General features: G+C 44.1%; 20 protein-coding genes. 5 read left to right on the top strand and 15 right to left on the bottom strand.

Annotated features, from left to right (window positions below; translation table 11 throughout):
* The first annotated feature begins 51 nt into the window (after positions 1-51).
* Positions 52-1,629: an alkaline phosphatase gene (locus WJM94_RS23460; protein WP_444496566.1), complete on the top strand. Its 1,578-nt coding sequence runs from the start codon at positions 52-54 to the stop codon at positions 1,627-1,629.
* A 220-nt stretch (positions 1,630-1,849) separates the two neighbouring features.
* Here WJM94_RS23460 and WJM94_RS23455 read toward each other — a convergent pair whose 3' ends face one another.
* Both WJM94_RS23455 and WJM94_RS23450 read right to left on the bottom strand, forming a co-directional pair.
* Positions 1,850-3,460 carry a mechanosensitive ion channel family protein gene (locus WJM94_RS23455; protein WP_444496578.1) on the bottom strand — a complete coding sequence of 537 codons (1,611 nt, stop codon included), beginning with the start codon at positions 3,458-3,460 and terminating at the stop codon, positions 1,850-1,852.
* Between the two features lie 492 nt (positions 3,461-3,952).
* On the bottom strand, positions 3,953-4,393 hold the full coding sequence (locus tag WJM94_RS23450; protein WP_444496565.1) for a YcgN family cysteine cluster protein: 441 nt from the start codon (positions 4,391-4,393) through the stop codon (positions 3,953-3,955).
* A 190-nt stretch (positions 4,394-4,583) separates the two neighbouring features.
* On the opposite strand from WJM94_RS23450, the gene WJM94_RS23445 reads away from it, so the two are divergent.
* The 3 genes from WJM94_RS23445 (at position 4,584) to aqpZ (ending at position 6,125) form a co-directional block, all read left to right on the top strand.
* Positions 4,584-4,832, top strand: a complete 249-nt coding sequence (locus WJM94_RS23445; RefSeq protein ID WP_444496564.1) for a GlsB/YeaQ/YmgE family stress response membrane protein — start codon at positions 4,584-4,586, stop codon at positions 4,830-4,832.
* A gap of 126 nt (positions 4,833-4,958) precedes the next feature.
* Positions 4,959-5,207 carry a YkgJ family cysteine cluster protein gene (locus WJM94_RS23440; protein WP_444496563.1) on the top strand — a complete coding sequence of 83 codons (249 nt, stop codon included), beginning with the start codon at positions 4,959-4,961 and terminating at the stop codon, positions 5,205-5,207.
* 219 nt (positions 5,208-5,426) lie between these two features.
* Positions 5,427-6,125, top strand: a complete 699-nt coding sequence (gene aqpZ, locus WJM94_RS23435; protein WP_444496562.1) for an aquaporin Z — start codon at positions 5,427-5,429, stop codon at positions 6,123-6,125.
* A 91-nt stretch (positions 6,126-6,216) separates the two neighbouring features.
* Here aqpZ and recR read toward each other — a convergent pair whose 3' ends face one another.
* The 7 genes from recR to WJM94_RS23400 all read right to left on the bottom strand — a co-directional run bounded on the left by recR (position 6,217) and on the right by WJM94_RS23400 (position 12,207).
* Entirely contained in the window at positions 6,217-6,816 is a 600-nt protein-coding gene (recR, locus tag WJM94_RS23430; RefSeq protein ID WP_444496561.1) for a recombination mediator RecR, read from the bottom strand.
* Between the two features lie 30 nt (positions 6,817-6,846).
* Positions 6,847-7,176: a YbaB/EbfC family nucleoid-associated protein gene (locus tag WJM94_RS23425; protein WP_005460082.1), complete on the bottom strand. Its 330-nt coding sequence runs from the start codon at positions 7,174-7,176 to the stop codon at positions 6,847-6,849.
* Between the two features lie 261 nt (positions 7,177-7,437).
* Positions 7,438-9,612: a DNA polymerase III subunit gamma/tau gene (dnaX, locus tag WJM94_RS23420; protein ID WP_444496560.1), complete on the bottom strand. Its 2,175-nt coding sequence runs from the start codon at positions 9,610-9,612 to the stop codon at positions 7,438-7,440.
* A gap of 8 nt (positions 9,613-9,620) precedes the next feature.
* Complete coding sequence (gene apt / locus WJM94_RS23415) at positions 9,621-10,166, bottom strand: adenine phosphoribosyltransferase (RefSeq protein ID WP_444496559.1); 546 nt, start codon at positions 10,164-10,166, stop codon at positions 9,621-9,623.
* Positions 10,167-10,329: 163 nt separating this feature from the next.
* Positions 10,330-10,716 carry a YbaN family protein gene (locus WJM94_RS23410; RefSeq protein WP_444496577.1) on the bottom strand — a complete coding sequence of 129 codons (387 nt, stop codon included), beginning with the start codon at positions 10,714-10,716 and terminating at the stop codon, positions 10,330-10,332.
* A gap of 36 nt (positions 10,717-10,752) precedes the next feature.
* Complete coding sequence (locus WJM94_RS23405; protein WP_259344848.1) at positions 10,753-10,881, bottom strand: hypothetical protein; 129 nt, start codon at positions 10,879-10,881, stop codon at positions 10,753-10,755.
* Between the two features lie 225 nt (positions 10,882-11,106).
* Positions 11,107-12,207 (bottom strand): response regulator, encoded by a 1,101-nt coding sequence (locus WJM94_RS23400; RefSeq protein WP_444496558.1) that lies wholly within the window; start codon positions 12,205-12,207, stop codon positions 11,107-11,109.
* Between the two features lie 289 nt (positions 12,208-12,496).
* On the opposite strand from WJM94_RS23400, the gene WJM94_RS23395 reads away from it, so the two are divergent.
* Positions 12,497-13,372, top strand: a complete 876-nt coding sequence (locus tag WJM94_RS23395; protein ID WP_444496557.1) for a LysR family transcriptional regulator — start codon at positions 12,497-12,499, stop codon at positions 13,370-13,372.
* 75 nt (positions 13,373-13,447) lie between these two features.
* Here the strand turns inward: WJM94_RS23395 and purF are convergent, their stop codons facing one another.
* The 6 genes from purF to truA form a co-directional block, all read right to left on the bottom strand.
* The gene (purF, locus tag WJM94_RS23390; protein WP_444496556.1) at positions 13,448-14,962 is read right to left on the bottom strand and encodes an amidophosphoribosyltransferase; all 1,515 of its coding nucleotides are present in this window, start codon (positions 14,960-14,962) and stop codon (positions 13,448-13,450) included.
* A gap of 36 nt (positions 14,963-14,998) precedes the next feature.
* Positions 14,999-15,490 (bottom strand): CvpA family protein, encoded by a 492-nt coding sequence (locus WJM94_RS23385; protein WP_444496555.1) that lies wholly within the window; start codon positions 15,488-15,490, stop codon positions 14,999-15,001.
* 61 nt (positions 15,491-15,551) lie between these two features.
* Positions 15,552-16,151, bottom strand: coding sequence for an SPOR domain-containing protein (locus WJM94_RS23380; RefSeq protein WP_444496554.1), 600 nt, complete (start codon positions 16,149-16,151; stop codon positions 15,552-15,554).
* Positions 16,152-16,165: 14 nt separating this feature from the next.
* Positions 16,166-17,428 carry a bifunctional tetrahydrofolate synthase/dihydrofolate synthase gene (folC, locus tag WJM94_RS23375; RefSeq protein WP_444496553.1) on the bottom strand — a complete coding sequence of 421 codons (1,263 nt, stop codon included), beginning with the start codon at positions 17,426-17,428 and terminating at the stop codon, positions 16,166-16,168.
* Positions 17,429-17,473: 45 nt separating this feature from the next.
* Positions 17,474-18,400: an acetyl-CoA carboxylase, carboxyltransferase subunit beta gene (gene accD, locus WJM94_RS23370; protein WP_444496552.1), complete on the bottom strand. Its 927-nt coding sequence runs from the start codon at positions 18,398-18,400 to the stop codon at positions 17,474-17,476.
* A 195-nt stretch (positions 18,401-18,595) separates the two neighbouring features.
* Entirely contained in the window at positions 18,596-19,390 is a 795-nt protein-coding gene (gene truA, locus WJM94_RS23365) for a tRNA pseudouridine(38-40) synthase TruA (protein ID WP_444496551.1), read from the bottom strand.
* Between the last annotated feature and the right edge of the window lie 24 nt (positions 19,391-19,414).

Genomic DNA, 19,414 nt, shown 5'->3' with positions numbered 1-19,414 from the left:
TCATACTTCACTGTTTTAATTCCAGCGCTTTTAATAGACAAGGAAAATACAATGAAGCGCTTAGCATACCCTGTTGTTACCGCTCTGGCTGCCTCAACACTCTCTTTTAACGCCCTTTCAGCAGAGATCAAAAACGTAATTTTGATGATTGGTGATGGTATGGGGCCTCAGCAGGTAGGTTTACTTGAAACCTACGCAAACCATGCTCCCCACTCAATTTATAAAGGTAAAACCACTGCCCTTTACAAATTGGCTCAGGAAGGTGTAATTGGATCTTCTTTGACTAATCCTGAAGATTCTATTGTGGTCGACTCTGCTTGCTCTGCAACGATGCTTGCAACTGGAATACCGACTGCGTCCGAGGTGATCGGTATTGATAGTCAGGGCAACCATGTTGAAACCATTCTGGAAAAAGCCAAAAGTAAAGGCAAAGCTACCGGTTTAGTTTCTGACACCCGCATGACGCACGCTACACCAGCTGCGTTTGCCGCTCACCAGCCTCATCGCTCATTAGAAAACGACATTGCAGTCGATATGCTAGAAACAGGCGTGGACGTTCTTCTTTCGGGTGGCCTTCGTCACTGGATTCCTAGCTCCGCGAATGACAAAGGCGACACTTACAACCAGCTTGAAAAAATTACTCAAGGCAATGTTGGACTCAAGTCTAAGCGTGAAGACGAGCGTAACTTACTAAACGAAGCTCAAGAACAAGGCTACAACCTAGCGTTCAGCCGCGACATGCTTGCGGAAGCAAAAGGCGACAAGTTACTCGGACTTTTTGCTAACTCAGGTATGGACGATGGTATCGCTTACAGCCAAGGCAAAAACGATCCAAAACGTATTCAGCCTTCTCTAAAAGAAATGACGGTGAAAGCGCTCGATGTCCTGTCTAAGGATAAAGACGGCTTTTTCCTAATGGTTGAAGGTGGCCAAATCGACTGGGCAGGACACAGTAACGACGCTGGCACCATGCTTCACGAAATGATTAAATTTGATGAAGCGGTGAATTCAGTTTACGAGTGGGCGAAAGGTCGTGATGACACATTGATTGTTGTAACGGCAGACCACGAAACTGGCTCTTTTGGTTTCAGCTATTCTTCGGCGAATCTATCAAAACCAGAAAAGCGCAGCGGCGAAGCCTTCAAAAAACAGGACTACGCTCCTAACTTTAATTTCGGTGACTTCTCTATCCTTGATGGATTGTATAACCAAAAAGCCAGTTACTACGGTATGCTCGATAAATTTGCCGCGTTACCTGAAGCTGACAGAACATCGGAAAATCTAGCTAAGATCATCAATGAGAATAGCGATTTCCCAATCACGGCAGATCAAGCAGAGCACATTATGCAAGACAAGCCGAACCCATACCATGTTGAAGGCCATAGCTATCTGGCACAAGAACAAGTACCGGCCATTCACGATTTTGATGCTTTCTACCCGTATAACGATCGTACAAACTTGATTGCACGTGAACAAGCTACAGGGCAAAACACGGTTTGGGGTACTGGTACTCATACTCATACTCCAGTGAATGTGTTTGCATGGGGTCCGGCTGAAAAGATTCTTCCAGTCTCGAAGATCATGCATCACTCTGAGCTGGGCGAATACCTCAAGCAACAAATTAAGTAATTACTTCTCCACTCTGTGGTATTTGAAACGCTCTCTCGAGAGCGTTTTTTTATGGGTGAAAAAGTTATGGATTGCAATCGGACAAGACAAGTGTCTGGCGAATAGCAAGACGCATACAAAAACGTCTTTTCGAGTAGTTGTGGTTTTTATTACCAATACCTTAGGCAATAAAAAAGCACTCATTGATGTGAGTGCTTTTTCAGTGGTTCACATCGCGGTATTAAGCCTCTTTCTTCTCAACCATATGCAGATGCACATCCTGTTGTGGGAATGGGATAGAAATGCCCTCACGATCAAAGCGCAATTTAACTTCCTTGGTTACATCCCAGTACACATCCCAATAATCATCGGTTTTCACCCAAGGACGAACAATAAAGTCCACCGACGAGGTATTAAGCGTATGCACTTTGATATTTGGCTCAGGAGTACGTAGTACTGCTGGGTGAGAAGTAATGATTTCAGTTAGTACCGATTCTGCCTTGAGCAAGTCATCGGCGTAGCCAATACCAAAAACCATGTCTACACGACGAATACGCTCGTGCGTAACGTTTTTAATTACGTCACCCCAGATTTTACCGTTCGGGACAATAATTATCTGGTTATCAAAAGTTCGAATTGTCGTATTTACTAAACTCATATGGCTTACCTTACCATCGACACCACCGGCGTGAACAAAATCACCAACGTCAAATGGACGGTAAATAAGCAGCATCATACCTGCCGCAAAGTTCGATAATGTATCTTGCAATGCAAAACCAATGATCACACCTGCGATACCGAAACCAGTAAGAACTGGCGCGAGGTTCAAGCCTATCTGCGATAAACCGACCATAATACCTATCACCCAAACGAACTTGCCGGACATCGAGATAAAGAAATCCTGCATCAGGTGAGAGAGTTTTAAGTTCTTAGAAGCCACCGCCTTGCTCATCACTTTACGTGTTAATTTTGCTAATGCGCGAGCAATCACCAAAATTAATACGAAAATAAACAGTTGGAAGAGGTGCTGAGGTGCATTTCCCGCTAGCCAATCCACCGCAGAGTTTGACCAGTGACTAACGATTGACCACACCACTTTACTATCAAGCAAATCGTGTGTAATGCTACCCGTTACTTCGAAAATCTGACGTTTATATTCAGAGGTTTCTATACCAATTTTGTCTGCAATAGAGATTAGATTACGCAAGCTTACAGTTGCGATATCCAGCCTCTGCTTAAAAAGCATTTGACTAAGTTGCTGAGAAGTCTTTTCTGATTCAGGGCTAGAAGAAAGCTGTGTGCTGATAATCTGGCTCTGCTGATGCAAGTATTGCATTGATGCCGACAACAAACGGATGCGTTTATCTACCAGATCTTTAAACTCTTTTTCACCGCGCTTATTTTGAACACCGAGTTTCTCTAACCAAACAAAGTTTTGCCAACTTGCCTCAAAAATAACATCCATGTAACGCTGTATTTCGCGATAGTCATTAACTAACGATAGCTTTTCTTCGTCTTTCGCCTGGCTTAGTTTCTCAACTACCGATTTCGTTTTCGATGTCAGATATTTCGCAGCATTTTCAGTATATTGCTTTTGTGTTTTGACCAGTTTCACCAGCTTATCTTGGGGAATAGTCTCTCCATTAATAGCTGTGGCTAGCTGACTTCTTAGCTCTTGGTTTTTCTGGAAAAGTTGTAACTGAAGTGCGTCACGATCATCACCATTTGTTTGAGTCAGGCTCTGAGTTAAGTCGATAATATCGATATTCAGATTATCGATTGCAGCTTCTGCAGGAGATATAACTGGTGGCTCATCTTTTTCTGCGGCACTTACAGAAAAATGACTCATCATCAAAATGAAAAGAGAAAGTACCGCGAACCAAGGCTTCAGGCGAATTTTCTGGGGGAAGTAAGACGTCATTTTTACCTCATAAAAACTGTGTCTGTTCAAATCGAGCAGAGGCGAATCAGGCAAGTGAAACAACCTTTGTTTATTTTACATTACCTAAAGATAAATACGGGTCAAAAGACTGTAGTAGATGTAAAAGTGAGGTGAGAGACACACTAAAAGTGTGTCAATGATCATAGATGGGTATATTTACCCTCACTTTAATCGCAACCCAAGCATGTCATTAATGCCTTTACTCATACGGTAAATAGCGAACTGACTCATGATTGCTGCTTAGGCTAAACCTGGAATTGGCGCAGCATTAGCCAGAAAGTCTGTGCCCATTTGGCACCACAAAATGGCGACAATGTGGCGACAGATTTTACGAATAGGTGCGTATATACATATTTATTTACGGAGTAGCAGTTTTCATACCCTTGAAAAACCTTTTATCACCTAGGGTCTGTTGGGGTGGTTTAAAATATGCTGTTCCCAATCGACAACATCGATTTCGTACACCACTTTATTACGTACACTTTCACCTGCTGCGTGCATCGCTGACTTTGAGCCAGTGATGAGTGGGTGCCATTCTGGTAACGATTGGCCTTCAGCTAAAAGGCGATACGCGCAAGTATGCGGTAACCACGTAAAGTCATCAATGTCTTCACGGGTTAGCTTTGTGCACTCTTCACCAGAAGTGAAGCGATTTGGATAATCTTTGCATGCGCAAGTTTTGCTGTTTAACCAGCTACATGCCACGTTAGTGTAATAAATTTCGTCCGTGTCTTCGTCCATTAGCTTGTGAAGGCAGCACTTACCACAACCATCACACAGAGACTCCCACTCCTCTTCGGTCATCTGTTCTAACGTTTTACTTTGCCAAAATGGAGTGCTCATACTTTCGGTCTCACCTAGGGGAAATAGGGGCGATTTATACCTCTCTCACAACAAAAGTTCAAGTCTTCAGCAATTGCGAGATTTCAGCGTCTGCCATCACCGGCATTAAATCAACGACATTCTAGTGTCATGATCTATGCTTACACTAACTTAACTCGTTCAATTTGCTATAGGAAAGTAGGGAGTATTTATGGGCATTATTTCTTGGATTATATTGGGGTTGATAGCTGGCGCGTTAGCTAAATGGTTGATGCCGGGCAAAGACGGTGGAGGCTGGATTGCCACGATGTTTCTGGGGATTGCTGGTGCATTTGTTGGTGGCTTTCTGGGAAGCTTCCTAGGTCTAGGCGGTGCAAATGGTATTAATATCGGTAGTATTATCATCGCAACCCTTGGTGCATTTGTTATTTTGTTTGTCTACAACCGTTTTCTCAAGTAATCGACTTTGCGGTGTAAAAAGCAAGGCAGTTATTTTGCCTCTCTTGTGCTTTTTTATTGAGCAGCCCTTCCAATCCACGTCAAAATGACCATAATTGCCCCCTCAATTTTTTAAGAGGTTTACATTATGGATTGTCGATTAGGGTGTGGAGCTTGTTGTATCGCCCCAAGTATCTCATCACCGATTCCAGGGATGCCGAATGGAAAACCCGCAGGCACTCGTTGTGTGCAACTTAACGACGACAACCTTTGTAAACTATTCGGTAAGCCAGAACGACCAAAAGTGTGCCACGATTTCAAACCATGTCCTATGGTCTGTGGGAAAACCAACTTAGAAGCGCTCACAAATATTACTGAACTAGAACAGTTAACTTAGTCCCCTGGCACTCTTTCAAGCTATTACGCCCCACCTTGGTTATCATTTACCCCCATGATAACCAATGTTATTTCACTTATTCATACCCCTTTCGGTTTCATCTCTGAGACACATTCGCTCCTACCATTCCTTTTATTATCTTTTCGTGTCTTACCTCACACTTTATTGAAAATTCTCAACTATGTTCAGCAAGTAAATAAATACAAAATAGGAAATTATATGAATAAGTATCTGGCTGAGGTTTTCGGTACATTCTGGTTAGTACTAGGTGGTTGCGGCAGTGCGGTATTAGCGGCTGGATTCCCAGAAGTAGGTATCGGGCTTTTGGGGGTGTCTCTTGCTTTTGGTTTAACTGTTCTTACTATGGCTTTTGCCATTGGGCATATTTCTGGTTGTCACTTAAACCCTGCCGTGACGGTTGGTCTTTGGGCTGGGGGCCGCTTTGAAACACAAGATGTTCTGCCTTACATTATTGCGCAAGTGATTGGCGGCATCATTGCCGGTGGCGTACTTTATGTCATCGCTGCAGGTCAAATGGGATTTGATATTGCTGCATCTGGGTTTGCTTCAAATGGCTATGGTGAGCACTCACCGGGCCAATACTCGATGCTAGCAGCGTTGGTAACTGAAGTGGTTATGACCATGATGTTCTTAATTGTGATCATGGGTGCAACGGACAAGCGTGCACCTCAAGGTTTTGGCCCCATCGCTATCGGCCTGTGTCTGACATTGATTCACCTTATCAGTATTCCTGTTACTAACACTTCAGTAAACCCTGCACGTAGTACTGGTGTCGCGATTTATGTCGGTGACTGGGCTATCTCTCAACTGTGGCTATTCTGGATCGCACCGATCATCGGCGGTGTATTAGGTGCTGTTATCTACAAAAACTTGCTTGCGTCCGACTCAAACGACTAATCCTCTAACGATGGCCACAATACAAATACAGCAAACCGATAGATAAAAGCCGCTTCATCATTGAGCGGCTTCTATTTTAGTTTTGGATAGTTTAAAGCTTGTGTCGACCCAAAAGCGAGTGTGACAGCGTAGTTCCATCAACGAACTCGAGTTCACCACCAACGGGAACACCATGTGCGATACGGCTTGCCTCTACCTGATGTTCTTTACACAGTTCTGCGATGTAATGTGCTGTTGCTTCCCCTTCAACCGTTGGGTTGGTAGCCAGGATAACTTCAGAAATATCACCTCGACGAAGACGATAATCAAGCACATCCAAACCAATATCACTTGGTCCGATACCATCGAGCGGAGACAAGTGTCCCATTAGGACAAAATATCGGCCTGAATACTGGCCTGTCGCCTCCACTGCTGCAATGTCTGCCGGGCTTTCTACTACACAAATCTGGCCATTTTCCTGGCGTTTTGGGTTAGTACAAATATGGCAAACGTCTTCTTCAGTAAAAGTACGGCACTCTGAACAATGGCCAATTTCCGTCATTGCCTGGTTAAGTGCATCGGCGAGTTGTAAGCCGCCTTTTCTATCTCGCTGTAACAAATGAAAGGCCATACGCTGTGCCGACTTGGGACCAACCCCAGGTAGACAACGTAAGGCCTCCATCAACTGTTCCAGCATATGACTGGTACGCATTGAAAATCCGCTTAAATAATATTCAGCAGATTAGAATGGCATTTTCATACCTGGTGGTAGTTGCATACCGCCAGTTACAGAAGCCATTTTCTCTTTTTGAGTTTCTTCAACACGACGAGCTGCATCGTTAAATGCTGCTGCAATCAAATCTTCCAGCATTTCTTTGTCGTCTTCCATCAAGCTTTCATCGATGTCAACACGACGTACACTGTGGCTACCAGTGATTGTTACTTTAACTAGACCAGCACCAGACTCGCCAGTTACTTCCATATTCGCGATTTCTTCTTGAAGCTTTTGCATGCGCTCTTGCATTTGCTGGGCTTGCTTCATTAAGTTGCCCATACCGCCTTTACCAAACATGTTTATCTCTCTGGTTTAATTGGGTGTTGCATCAGTTAATGGGGATAAAACATTACTTTTTCAACCCCACTCCATTCAATTGTTATACCAATCACAGTAAGTAAGTGGTCAGAAATAGCGTAAGAAAAATACTTGATAACAAGGCAAAATTTTTCGATAAGTAGTTATTCTACAATCAACCTTCTTTTTAAACGAAAAAGGTAACGCAGTTATCGAGTATTTTAACAAGCTAGAATGACCAGCTATTTACTACGATTGATATTAAATAGGGCGCACACTATCTTTATCAAGCTCTGCAGCAAATCTACGTTCAATAAAATGAACATTTGGATCGCTTTCTAAGCTATTCAGTGCTTGTTGCAATTTCTCTTGATAGAGTCGGTCTCGCAGCTCCAGCGGTGTTTCGCCACTTTCGCCAATTTCAACCGTCAAATGGCAGTCCTCACCTAAAATCGTATTTAAGGAATTGAGTAACTCAGCTTGTGCTCTATCTGTATTTAAGTGTGCCTGACTACTTCTCAGCTGCAAAGAAACGGTCGAACCTTCTTTACTATAATGTGAGTTTAGCGCAAGTTGCTCCACCAGCTTAGGCATGTTCATCAGACTGATTAGCTTTGCCCACTCATTTTGTTCTAGAGATTCATCGACCAGCTTTTGCGCCATTTCTGGCGTTTTTACATGCTCAAGAGATTGCTTGAGCTGCGTAGGTGTCAGTTTTGTATTAACTTTTGTCTCGGTAGGCTTACTTGGACGCCAGCGATACGCTTCTTCAACAGCTTGCTCTTCCGCTTGGAGCGTAGAGCTTGGCGACACCTGCGCGGAATTACCGTGTCGTTGCGCTACACGATCAATCACCGATTCTGGTTTTGCAGATGCCGCTTTAGACTTTTTTGGGCCACCACTTTGCTGAGGTGTATTTTGCTGTAGGCCCTGACGCTGTGAGCGCAGTTGATGACGCAAACCACTTAATCCTCCACGAGCAGGAGTGGCTGGTGCACTATCCGCGCCTTGTTGAGGTTGCACCGATTGATTGGAAACTGACTGCACAGGCGCCGGGTTTTCACTCATCGGTGGTGCCATATCATACTGCGGCGGTGCCATATCGTAACCACTTGATTGGTAGTCAGGCTGATATTGCGGCTCTTCTTGAATCGGCACTGGATTATTGGCCATCGGCTGGCTGACTGGTTGAGCAGTCGTTCGCTCTAGAGGCTTATGAGCAGGACGCTGATGCGGTTGTTGAACCGAAGCCTGCGGAGTTGGAGCTGTCTCTGCTTTTCGCTGATTCACATTCGGTGTAGACGCAGACTGTGGTTGCGTCTCCGTAGAAATGACATTGGCACTGTTACTTGCCGACGGACGAAATGCCATCATGCGCAATACAATCATTTCCATGCCGACGCGGCCATTTGGTGACAACGCGAGGTCTTCACGACCTTTGATCGCAATCTGATAGTAAAGCTGTACATCTTGTGGACTGAGCGCTTTACTCAATAATTCGATTTTTTCTGCATCTGGCTGAGCTTGATCTAACGTAGATGGCAAAGCTTGATACATGGCGATTCGATGTAATTGGGTAGCCACTTGTTGTAACAAGCCGTCCCACTCCACGCCAATTGAAGCAAGGTGCTGAATTTTCTCAATTGCTTGTTGAGGCTGTTTACTACTGATCGACTCAAGCAAATGAATAGCCTGATCGGTATCGATCGTGCCTAACATATGGCTAACGATATCCGCTTGCACGACACCATTACCCAAAGCAATCGCTTGATCAGTCAGACTAAGAGCGTCACGCATACTGCCATCAGCAGCGTGAGAAATCATCCCCAGAGCTTTCGGCTCTGCAGATACTTGCTCTTGGCCAAGAATGTAATCAAGTTGCTGGTGAATGTCACCAACACTGATTGGCTTCAGATGGAACTGCAGACAACGAGACAAAATCGTCACAGGTAGCTTTTGAGGGTCCGTTGTCGCCAACAAGAACTTGACGTACTCCGGCGGCTCTTCCAGCGTTTTCAACAATGCATTGAAAGAGTGGCGTGACAACATATGTACCTCATCGATGAGATACACCTTAAAGCGCCCACGAGCGGGTTTATATTGAACGTTGTCTAGCAGTTCGCGAGTATCTTCAACTTTAGTACGCGATGCCGCATCGATTTCTAACAGGTCAACAAATCGACCTTCATCAATTTCACGACAAGTATCGCATTGACCACAAGGTGTTGCGGTAATACCAGTTTCACAGTTCAACCCTTTGGCGAACAATCGACCAATACTTGTTTTACCAACACCACGAGTGCCACTGAACAAGTATGCATGGTGGAGGCGATTTTGCGCTAACGCGTTTTCCAAAGCCGTAAGGACATGTTTTTGGCCCACGACTTGGTCAAACTGATTAGGACGCCATTTTCGCGCTAAAGCTAAATAACTCATTGAATGTATTAATGTCCTTCAAAATCGCAGATGCTGTATACATTTATGCCCAAAGCTTCTAAACGTTTATCACCACCGATTTCAGGTAGATTGATAACGAAAGCAGCGTGCTCAACTTCACCACCTAATTGGCGAATAAGCTTAGCCGTTGCTTCGATAGTACCGCCAGTTGCCAGCAAATCGTCGACAACAAGTACTTTGTCACCTTCTACGATTGCATCGATATGGATTTCTAAAGTATCCATGCCGTACTCAAGCTCGTACGATTGTGCGATCGTTGGACGTGGCAGCTTACCTGGCTTACGCACCGGAACAAAACCAACACCTAACTCAAGAGCTAGTGGCGCACCAAATAGGAAGCCTCTTGCTTCTGTACCCACAACTTTTGTGAAACCCATTTCTTTGTAACGCTCAACCAATAGGCCGATAGTCGCCTGATACGCTGCAGCGTCTTCCAGAAGGCTAGTAACGTCACGGAAAAGGATTCCTGGTTTTGGGTAATCTTGAATGCTTTTAATGCTAGATTTGATCAGTGAAATTGTTTCTGTAGTCATAATACCGGTTTACTTAGATTAGCTCATCGCCCTCTATCTTATCTCAGTATCCCGAGGGCAACGAACAATAGGTTTTCATCACTATGTGCTTATTTTGTGAAAGTCACAGGCGCTGAAAATACAAACGCCCACTCGAAGAGCGGGCACACTATTCCCTACAATCTTAGTGATTTTCTTCCCGGTCAGCAACCGACTCAATCACAGGTAGGCGCATAAAACAGCTGAGTAAAACGATTGCCATTGTTAAAAGTACAATTTTCACCCACATGATGGGAGCAACGATGATAGAAACCGTAAAGCTCAGCACAATAAATATCGAGCCTCGCTGCTTTACCCTGGGATCGATGGCTTTATTCTTATTCCAATTGTGCAGAATAGGACCAAAGGTGTTGTGATTGTGTAACCAATCGCGAAATGCTGGGCTGCCACGCAAAAAACAAGCACTGGCAAGCAATATAAAAGGAGTGGTTGGCAAAAGAGGTAGAACAATTCCGGCAATGCCAAGAATAATGCAGAGTCCACCAACAGTATTGAAAAAATAGCGCTTAATACGAATGGTGAACTCCCGAAAACAATAGCTAGATTCTTAACCTGCGTAACCGTTAAGCACGCGCAGCCAGGTTAGCGTTGCAGGTAGTGTTGGGATCATAAGTACTGCAATGAAACCTAAAAAGTAAAAAATATTATAAGGCTCTTTAAACTCTTTGTCTGCCATGATGTCTCTTCTCACTATTTGACTTTGTTTCTCCCACAACGCAACGTTAAGCATACGTTACACAAATGGGTCATTATTGTTTAGGCACAGACTATACCTTATACAGTCAATAATAAATACAAACAAAAAGTAAGGTTATATAACCTTTAACTAATAAATCGGATGTAATTTGACGAAAAAAAAGCAGTGCAACGCACTGCTTTTGCATCAAATCGGTGTTCTATTCTACGAATCGTGACGAGCGATATTAAGAGTAAAACTTGAGGAACCAAGACATCCGATAGACAATTGTCCTGCTGTACTTAACGGTAAGTCTCGAGTTATAAAGTTTTTCAAACTTCCATCCCCCAAGCGATTTCCTGCGCTAATGTGCTGAGTAACGTCACCATTTGACCATTGGTTGTCTAAACCCGCAGACAAGATGGAGACAGTTGATGATGCCAGGTCAGCAACGCCAAACACTGCATTGACAGCGCCTGCGCATTCTGAACATTCGATCCCCTTCTCCATAATACTTACCATATCTTTCAGATCGGCACTAAAGCTCTTCAAGTTACGCAAGTAGTCATCAAATAAAGCCCTTACCAGCAACGTTGTTCCTACTCCACCATTTTCCTGAGAAGCAGAATCAATCAAGTAGAAAGCAAACTGTCCATTCATCACCCAGCGGTAGTCAAATACCAATGGCATAACGTCTGCTGACTGAAGCAATCGGTATGAACAGCGCCAGTCACCTTGTGAAGTGTCCTTGTCAGGTAACAAAGCATGTAATAGATTTCTCGCAGCATTCGGATTTTGCTGTAAGTATTCTAAATGCCAGTGGAGCTCTTGTTCATCAGGTATCTCTCCGCCATCATCAACTCTAAACCACTGGCTTGAAAAGTCCCGTTGTTCAGAAAAGTGGCAGTCACAATCCTCGAGTGTATTGTCAATCGCCTGAGATAGGTGCTTATAGTTCCCTATTGGTTTAGGCAGAAAGTCTTTAATACCAAAACGTAATGCCTTGGCGACATCCGACATTTCATCCGTGCCGGAAACCACAATAAGCGGCAAATATGGATATTCTAGGCTAACTTCTTCGACGAACTCTATGCCATCTAACAGGGGCATAGATAAATCACATAAGACAAGATCGGGTTGGCGTTCCCTAAGTTGTTGAAGTGCGTCTAAGCCGTTTTCAGCTTCTACTACTTCAAAACCCTGACTTTCTAAATAGGCATTGGTTACATTACGAAAAATAGCATCATCATCAACTAACATGATTAGCTTATGATTAACCGCTTCCCGTGCCGAGACCATTGCCGTTTGACTGTGAGCCTTATACATACCTTTACACCTCACATGGGTCAGTCAAAAAACAAATTTTCTACAATGTGCTTATTATTGTTGTATTTTCATCCAGCAAAATCTTCCCCCGACAATCCCTCGAGTGATTTCACCTTTTAATAAAACGTAGTCTGAAAAAAGCGTTTATACAAATATTCTACAAGCTATCTAAATTTGCTCAGAAACGCATGCTGTGGTCAAATGGTGCAACATGTTGACTTAAAGCAATCTTTAATTACAAAGTTAATTATAAATTAGCCTTAAATCGTAATTTAATGTGTCAGGAAATATGAAATTAGATGATCTAAACCTGTTTCGGCTGGTTGTCGAAAACGGGAGCTATACTGCAACTTCGCGAAAAACCATGATCCCGGTAGCAACCATCACCCGACGCATTCAAGCGCTAGAAGAATCCGTTAATCTTCGACTATTGAACCGTCACGCACGCAAGCTATCTCTAACAGAGGCAGGGGAACGTTTTTACAAGGAATGCTCACCTCTCTTACAAAGGCTTACTTCGACCGCAGAGGAAATTACAGACGATTGCCGTGGGGCATCGGGCAGGATCAAAATATCTGCACCGTCTAACCTGACCAAGCGAATGATGATGCCGATGTTCAATGGGTTTATGAAACAATACCCAGAGATCAATATTGATCTGACCACAGAGACCAACGCCGATAAACTGGATCCTACTGAATGGGATGTCATTTTCCGCGTCGGCCCTCAACGTGACTCAAGCCTGATTGCTCGTAAAATCGGTGAAGTAAAAGATATTTTAGTCGCCAGTCCTGACTACCTTGCTGTACATCCAGCACCAGAGCATGCTGAAGAACTTTCTAACCACGCGCTTTTAAAAGGTTACCCTTTAATTAAGTGGGCGTTAAATAACAGCAAGGGTGAATCTGTTGTCAACACAGATCGTGCTCGCTTCCAGGCTAATGCACTAAATGTCGTGCGCAGATCCTGCTCTGAAGGATTGGGGATTACGCTCATGCCGGATGTCATGATTAAAGAGTACATCGAACGCGGTGACTTAGTACGTGTATTAGCGGACTGGAGCGCAAACCCGCGTGATATTTACATGCTTTATAACCACAAAGATCACTTACCTGAAAAAGTACGTCTGTTCATCGATTACGTGATCGCTTACAACATTCACTAATGTATCTTGAATGTCGTCAGAAACAAAAAAACCAGAGCAAAAGCTCTGGTTTTTCAATTTGAAAGGGGGCGAAAATTACGCGCCTTCGTTATGCAATTCTAGGTTTGCCAGGTCTTGCTGAATCTCGCGCTGTGTCTTGGCATCATCGTTACGCAGACCATCCAGGAAGTCCAGATACTGCTGGTCAATATCGCCAGTTACGTACTCACCATTAAACACTGAAGTATCGAACTGTGTGATATCTTGGTTGCCAAGGCCAACTGCTTCAACCAAATCTTCAAGTTTTTGGTAAATCAGAGCATCGGCACCGATTTGCTTACAGATAGTCTCGTTGTCACGACCGTGCGCGATTAACTCAGTCGCGCTTGGCATATCGATGCCGTAAACGTTCGGGAAACGAACTTCCGGAGCTGCAGACACCATGTAGACTTTGTTCGCGCCTGAATCACGTGCCATCTCAATGATCTGCTCTGAAGTTGTACCGCGAACAATAGAGTCATCCACCAAAAGTACATTCTTGTCTTTGAATTCAGAGCGGATTGCATTCAGCTTACGACGCACCGATTTCTTACGCTGTTGTTGGCCCGGCATGATAAACGTGCGGCCTACATAACGGTTTTTCACAAAACCTTGACGGTATGGCTTGTCGATCGCCTGAGCGATTTGCAAAGCGATGTCGCAAGACGTTTCTGGAATTGGGATAACTACGTCAATATCAAGATCGGCGTATTCTTCACGAATACGGTCACCAAGTTTTTTGCCCATTTCTACACGAGCACTGTAAACAGAAATCTTGTCGATGAATGAATCAGGACGAGCAAAGTACACGAATTCAAAAATACATGGGTTTAGCTTTGGATTGTCTGCACACTGCTTGGTAAACAGTTCACCATCGAATGTCGCGTAGACTGCTTCACCTGGTGCAATATCACGCATGAAGTCGAAACCAACGGCATCAAGAGCGACAGATTCAGACGCTACCATGTATTCCGTTCTGCCATTTACTTCACGTTTACCCAAACATAGAGGGCGAATACCATTCGGGTCACGGAATGCAACCATACCGTGACCAATGATCATTGCTGTTACGGCGTATGCGCCGCGAATTGTACGATGAACGTTGGTAACCGCGCGGAATACGTCTTCTGTCGTTACATTCCCTTTAACAGAATCGATTTCGTGAGCAAGGACATTCAGCAATACTTCTGAATCTGATGTCGTGTTGATATGGCGACGGTCTTTTTCAAACAGCTTTTGGCGAACTTGATTAGCGTTCGTTAAGTTACCGTTGTGGGCAAGTGTAATACCGAAAGGAGAGTTTACGTAGAAAGGCTGAGCTTCTGAAGCACTTGAACTACCAGCAGTTGGGTAACGAACATGGCCGATACCAACGTCACCTTGCAAGCGTTGCATATGTTTTGCTTCGAACACATCCTTGACTAAACCATTCGCCTTACGCAGACGAAAACGATTGCTTTCTATGGTACAAATACCCGCGGCATCTTGGCCACGATGCTGTAACACCGTTAACGCGTCATAAATAGACTGGTTTACAGGGGTTGTGCCCACGATTCCAACAATACCACACATGTCCTAATCCTCGATTTGCGACAGTAGCTGGCACTACTACATAGTGCCAGACAGAAAACTTGATGTTGCTTGTAAATGCTCGAAGAATGGAGCGATCACACGTTTGAACTCAGGAACTAACTGTGATGCTTTCCACCAATCCGAGCTTGGGAATGCAGTAAACGCATCCATAAAAAACAGCACCGCAGAAACGATTAACACTCCGCGTAAACCACCAAATACCATTCCTAGAAGTCGGTCGGTACCTGATAGCCCTGTTTTTTGTACTAGTTGACCAATGACGTAATTCACCACTGCACCAACGATTAAAGTTGCGACAAATAACGCCGCAATCGCCGCTCCGTTTCGAAACATATCGTCTTCGATGTTGGTGAAATACACCGCTAATTTGGTGTAGTAGTTACTGGAGACAAAAAACGCTCCAAACCAAATAATCAAAGACAACGCTTCTTTAGCAAAACCGCGAACTAAACTGATCAAAGCTGAAAACCCGATCACCCCTAAAATGACAAAATCTAACCAATTCATATTTTCTTCATCTTAAGTTGGCGCGCATTTTAACAGAAAAAATGCTGACGCAAACGTTTTCTTATGGATTTAACGGCTTAAATTTAAGCAATTGACCTTTTGAGCCGGTAATTTTTTGTAATTCTTGAACTTGTCGTTCAAGTTTACTTTTCGACACATCAGGACCAACAATTACACGAGTAAAGCCATTTTCTTTCTTCGCGTGAGCTTGATAACCTCGCTTCTGAAGATCCTCAACTAATGCGACCGCATTGTCATGATTCTTTAGCGCCATCAACTGAATGATCCAACCAGAATCTTCATATTGATTTTTTTCTTCAACTGGACGCGGAACCACTTCAACTACTGCTGGTTGCTTAGTTTGTTCAGCTTGAGCCTTCGGTTTAGACGTTGTCTCAGGCTCAGCTACGGCAACTTGAGGTTCTTCTGACTCTTGTAGCACAGCTTCTACTGGAGATTCTGGTAGTGCAATGTCATCTTCAACTGGCTCTAATATCTCGAAGTTTTCCACATCGCTATCAAGCTCAGGTTTGATAGGAATACTGGCAAATTCTTCTTTGTAGTGAAGCTTTTTACCATCTAGTACGTCAGGAAGCACAATAACGCCCACCGCAACCAGAATGATAGTGCCGACCAAACGACTCTGAAATTTACTTGCCATCAAATTACCTTTGGTTATTTATTACTTGATTGCCAATGCTCCAGTACCTCACCCACGGTATGGAATGAACCAACCACCAATATAACGTCTTCCTCTCGAGCGTTCTCTTTCGCACGTTCAAACGCTTCTACAGGAGTTAGGTACTTAATCTGCCCCTCAGGTAGATACTGACACAATTCATCCGCTGACGCGGCACGAGGGCCTGTAAGCGATGCTGGGTACCATTCAGTAGCAATGGCAGCCAAAGCTTCTATGGTCGATTTAATGTCTTTATCGTGCAGCATCGCAATTACGGTATGAATGTTTTTATCCGCATACTGTTGCTTCACTTTTTCCACTAAGTACTCTGCCGAATGTGGATTGTGTGCAACATCAAGTACGATTACTGGCTCATTTTGTAGAACCTGCATTCGACCTGCGAGTCGGGCATTATTCAAGCCATTGACGATGTTTATGTCAGTGATTTGCAATTCTGAAGCGCCAAGCGCCATTAGTGCGGTTGCCGCATTTGGTAACGGTAACGACGGAACGGGAAGATTTTCAAGGTCAAAAGCACCACTCGTCCACTTCCAGCCTTTTTCAGTGAGCTGATAATCGAACTGGATACCGACTTGGAAGAACTCAGCACCGATGTCATCCGCGTGTGCGGCTACGGTTGCAGGAGGTAATGGCTGGCCACAAATCGCTGGCTTACCCGGACGGTAAATACCTGCTTTTTCGAAACCAATTACATTGATGTCGTCCCCCAACCAATCAACGTGATCGATGGCCAGACTGGTGATAACAGATACATCGTGATCAACGACATTTGTTGCATCCAAGCGACCGCCTAGACCGACTTCAAGTAGAACGACATCCACCTTTTCACTTTGGAAAATACGCAGCGCCGCCAAGGTCCCGAATTCGAACAGACTTAAGCTGATGTCACCTCGTTGCTTTTCTATGTAGTCGAACGCTTTACAATGCTTCGCGTCTTCCACGTCGACGCCATTGATGCGCACACGCTCATTGTATCGAATAAGATGCGGTGAACTGTAAACGCCTACTGTGAAGCCAGCGTCTAGCAGAATCGCTTCCATTAACGCACACGTTGATCCTTTGCCGTTGGTTCCGGCAACAGTGATAACCGTTGGAGCAGGTTTGGTGAGATTGGCTTTGTTTGCTACCGCTTGAACACGGTCTAAGCCAAGGTCGATTGCTGAGGAATGAATATTTGCTAAATAATCAAGCCACATCTCTAGAGAGGATGTGGCTTGAGGAATTGAGTTTTGTGTCATCTAACTTTAACCATTAATTTCTTTGGCTTTATGTTAGTTGATACTTTACCCTTTTTCGTCCGCTTCTGGTACAGAATAAACTTCTTCATTTGGAGATTCGTTAACCGAAACAACCAAAGGAGACTTGTGATTAGTCATCTTAGCAATAAGACCACCCACACGCTGACGCATTTCGCGGCGATCAACGATCATATCGATTGCACCGTGCTCAAGCAGGAACTCACTGCGTTGGAAGCCTTCTGGAAGATCTTCACGTACTGTCTGCTCGATTACACGACGACCCGCAAAGCCGATAAGAGCTTTAGGTTCACCGATATTAACGTCGCCAAGCATCGCCAAACTTGCAGACACACCGCCCATAGTTGGGTCAGTCAGTACTGAAATAAATGGCAAGCCTTTTTCTGATAGACGCTCCAATGCTGCGCTGGTTTTCGCCATTTGCATCAGAGACATCAATGCCTCTTGCATACGAGCGCCACCACTTGCAGAGAAACAAACTAGTGCACAGTTGTTTTCGATTGCTGCTTCGACCGCTTTCACGAAACGAGCACCAACCACAGAACCCATTGAACCACCCATGAAAGAGAATTCAAATGCACAAGCGACTAGAGGTACACCCAACAGTTCACCCTGCATTACTATCAATGCATCTTTTTCACCGCTGCTCTTTTGTGCCGCAGAGATACGCTCTTTATAGCGCTTAGAGTCTTTAAACTTCAGTTTGTCTTGAGGCTCAAGATCTGAACCTAACTCAACACGGTCACCTTCGTCCAAGAATGTTTCCAAACGACGACGCGCTTTCATACGCATGTGATGGTTACATTTAGGACATACTTCTAGGTTACGCTCCAGTTCAGCATGGTAAAGAACCTGCTCACAAGAGGTACATTTAGTCCACACACCTTCTGGGATAGAAGCTTTACGTGAACTTACAAGATTACTTTTCTCTAAAATCTTTTCAAGCCAACTCATGGAAGACCTTTTCTCTCAACTCTTCCGCTTCATTGCGAAAGATATAAATTCGTAATAACAACGACGGATTAAACCATATCTTGCCGCTACTGTAGATAAAAAACTGGTTGTACCTATTTTTGTTATCATTAATAGCGCATAGTTTCCGAGCGATTCCAGTCCAAACTACCGATATTTTGAAGCAAGTTTATAAATTTAGTTCAAATTATCTGGCAAAAATAACGGTCCGATCGGAACACGCGGTAAATCATATTCTTGCGGATAATCCACATCTACCAAATATAAACCTTCTGCTTTTGCTGTTGCACCCGCAACTTTGCGATCTTTTGCCTCTAGTAGCCACTTGATCCACTCTGGTTTTTCTTCACCGCGTCCCACTTTGATCAAGCTACCGGTGATATTACGAACCATATGATGAACAAACGCATTCGCTTTGATATCAATGACCACGTAATTGCCATGACGCGTCACGTTTAAGTGCATCATGTTACGGAACGGGCTAAGAGACTGACATTGCGCAGCACGGAACGACGAAAAATCGTTTTCGCCCAACAAATATTGCCCTGCTTCATGCATTTTTTTCTCATCCAGTTCACCGTGGTAGTGACTGACGCCAGAGTTTAAGATACCTGGACGCAACGTATGATTAAAAATGATGTAACGATAGCGGCGTGCTGTTGCTGAGAATCGTGCGTGGAAATCATCAGAAACTTCTTTAGCCCAGCGAACAGCAATATCACTTGGCATGTTCGCATTCGCGCCCATCGTCCAAGCCACCATTTTACGATCTACGTTGGTATCGAAGTGAACAACTTGACCTGTACCGTGTACGCCAGCATCAGTACGACCTGCACACTGAACTTCTACAGGATGATTCGCAACGATGGACAACGCTTTTTCCAGCTCTTCTTGAACACTTTTAACTTCTCTTTGGCGTTGCCAACCAAAGTAGTTTGTACCGTTATATTCGATACCTAATGCGATTCTCATCTTAACCTTCGAACTCTAAAATGG

Origin of the sequence: Vibrio sp. YIC-376, from assembly GCF_052353105.1 — a bacterium.
Taxonomy (GTDB): Bacteria; Pseudomonadota; Gammaproteobacteria; order Enterobacterales; family Vibrionaceae; genus Vibrio.
Note: the sequence above shows the minus strand (reverse complement) of the source record. Positions and strands in the feature narration are given on the sequence as shown.

Bases quoted from the DNA above. Each gene is read 5' to 3' on its own strand.
- WJM94_RS23460 (WP_444496566.1), top strand. From the start codon at position 52: ATGAAGCGCTTAGCATACCCTGTTGTTACCGCTCTGGCTGCCTCAACA.
- WJM94_RS23455 (WP_444496578.1), bottom strand. From the start codon at position 3,460: ATGATGAGTCATTTTTCTGTAAGTGCCGCAGAAAAAGATGAGCCACCA.
- WJM94_RS23450 (WP_444496565.1), bottom strand. From the start codon at position 4,393: ATGAGCACTCCATTTTGGCAAAGTAAAACGTTAGAACAGATGACCGAA.
- WJM94_RS23445 (WP_444496564.1), top strand. From the start codon at position 4,584: ATGGGCATTATTTCTTGGATTATATTGGGGTTGATAGCTGGCGCGTTA.
- WJM94_RS23440 (WP_444496563.1), top strand. From the start codon at position 4,959: ATGGATTGTCGATTAGGGTGTGGAGCTTGTTGTATCGCCCCAAGTATC.
- aqpZ (WP_444496562.1), top strand. From the start codon at position 5,427: ATGAATAAGTATCTGGCTGAGGTTTTCGGTACATTCTGGTTAGTACTA.
- recR (WP_444496561.1), bottom strand. From the start codon at position 6,816: ATGCGTACCAGTCATATGCTGGAACAGTTGATGGAGGCCTTACGTTGT.
- WJM94_RS23425 (WP_005460082.1), bottom strand. From the start codon at position 7,176: ATGTTTGGTAAAGGCGGTATGGGCAACTTAATGAAGCAAGCCCAGCAA.
- dnaX (WP_444496560.1), bottom strand. From the start codon at position 9,612: ATGAGTTATTTAGCTTTAGCGCGAAAATGGCGTCCTAATCAGTTTGAC.
- apt (WP_444496559.1), bottom strand. From the start codon at position 10,166: ATGACTACAGAAACAATTTCACTGATCAAATCTAGCATTAAAAGCATT.
- WJM94_RS23405 (WP_259344848.1), bottom strand. From the start codon at position 10,881: ATGGCAGACAAAGAGTTTAAAGAGCCTTATAATATTTTTTACTTTTTA.
- WJM94_RS23400 (WP_444496558.1), bottom strand. From the start codon at position 12,207: ATGTATAAGGCTCACAGTCAAACGGCAATGGTCTCGGCACGGGAAGCG.
- WJM94_RS23395 (WP_444496557.1), top strand. From the start codon at position 12,497: ATGAAATTAGATGATCTAAACCTGTTTCGGCTGGTTGTCGAAAACGGG.
- purF (WP_444496556.1), bottom strand. From the start codon at position 14,962: ATGTGTGGTATTGTTGGAATCGTGGGCACAACCCCTGTAAACCAGTCT.
- WJM94_RS23385 (WP_444496555.1), bottom strand. From the start codon at position 15,490: ATGAATTGGTTAGATTTTGTCATTTTAGGGGTGATCGGGTTTTCAGCT.
- WJM94_RS23380 (WP_444496554.1), bottom strand. From the start codon at position 16,151: ATGGCAAGTAAATTTCAGAGTCGTTTGGTCGGCACTATCATTCTGGTT.
- folC (WP_444496553.1), bottom strand. From the start codon at position 17,428: ATGACACAAAACTCAATTCCTCAAGCCACATCCTCTCTAGAGATGTGG.
- accD (WP_444496552.1), bottom strand. From the start codon at position 18,400: ATGAGTTGGCTTGAAAAGATTTTAGAGAAAAGTAATCTTGTAAGTTCA.
- truA (WP_444496551.1), bottom strand. From the start codon at position 19,390: ATGAGAATCGCATTAGGTATCGAATATAACGGTACAAACTACTTTGGT.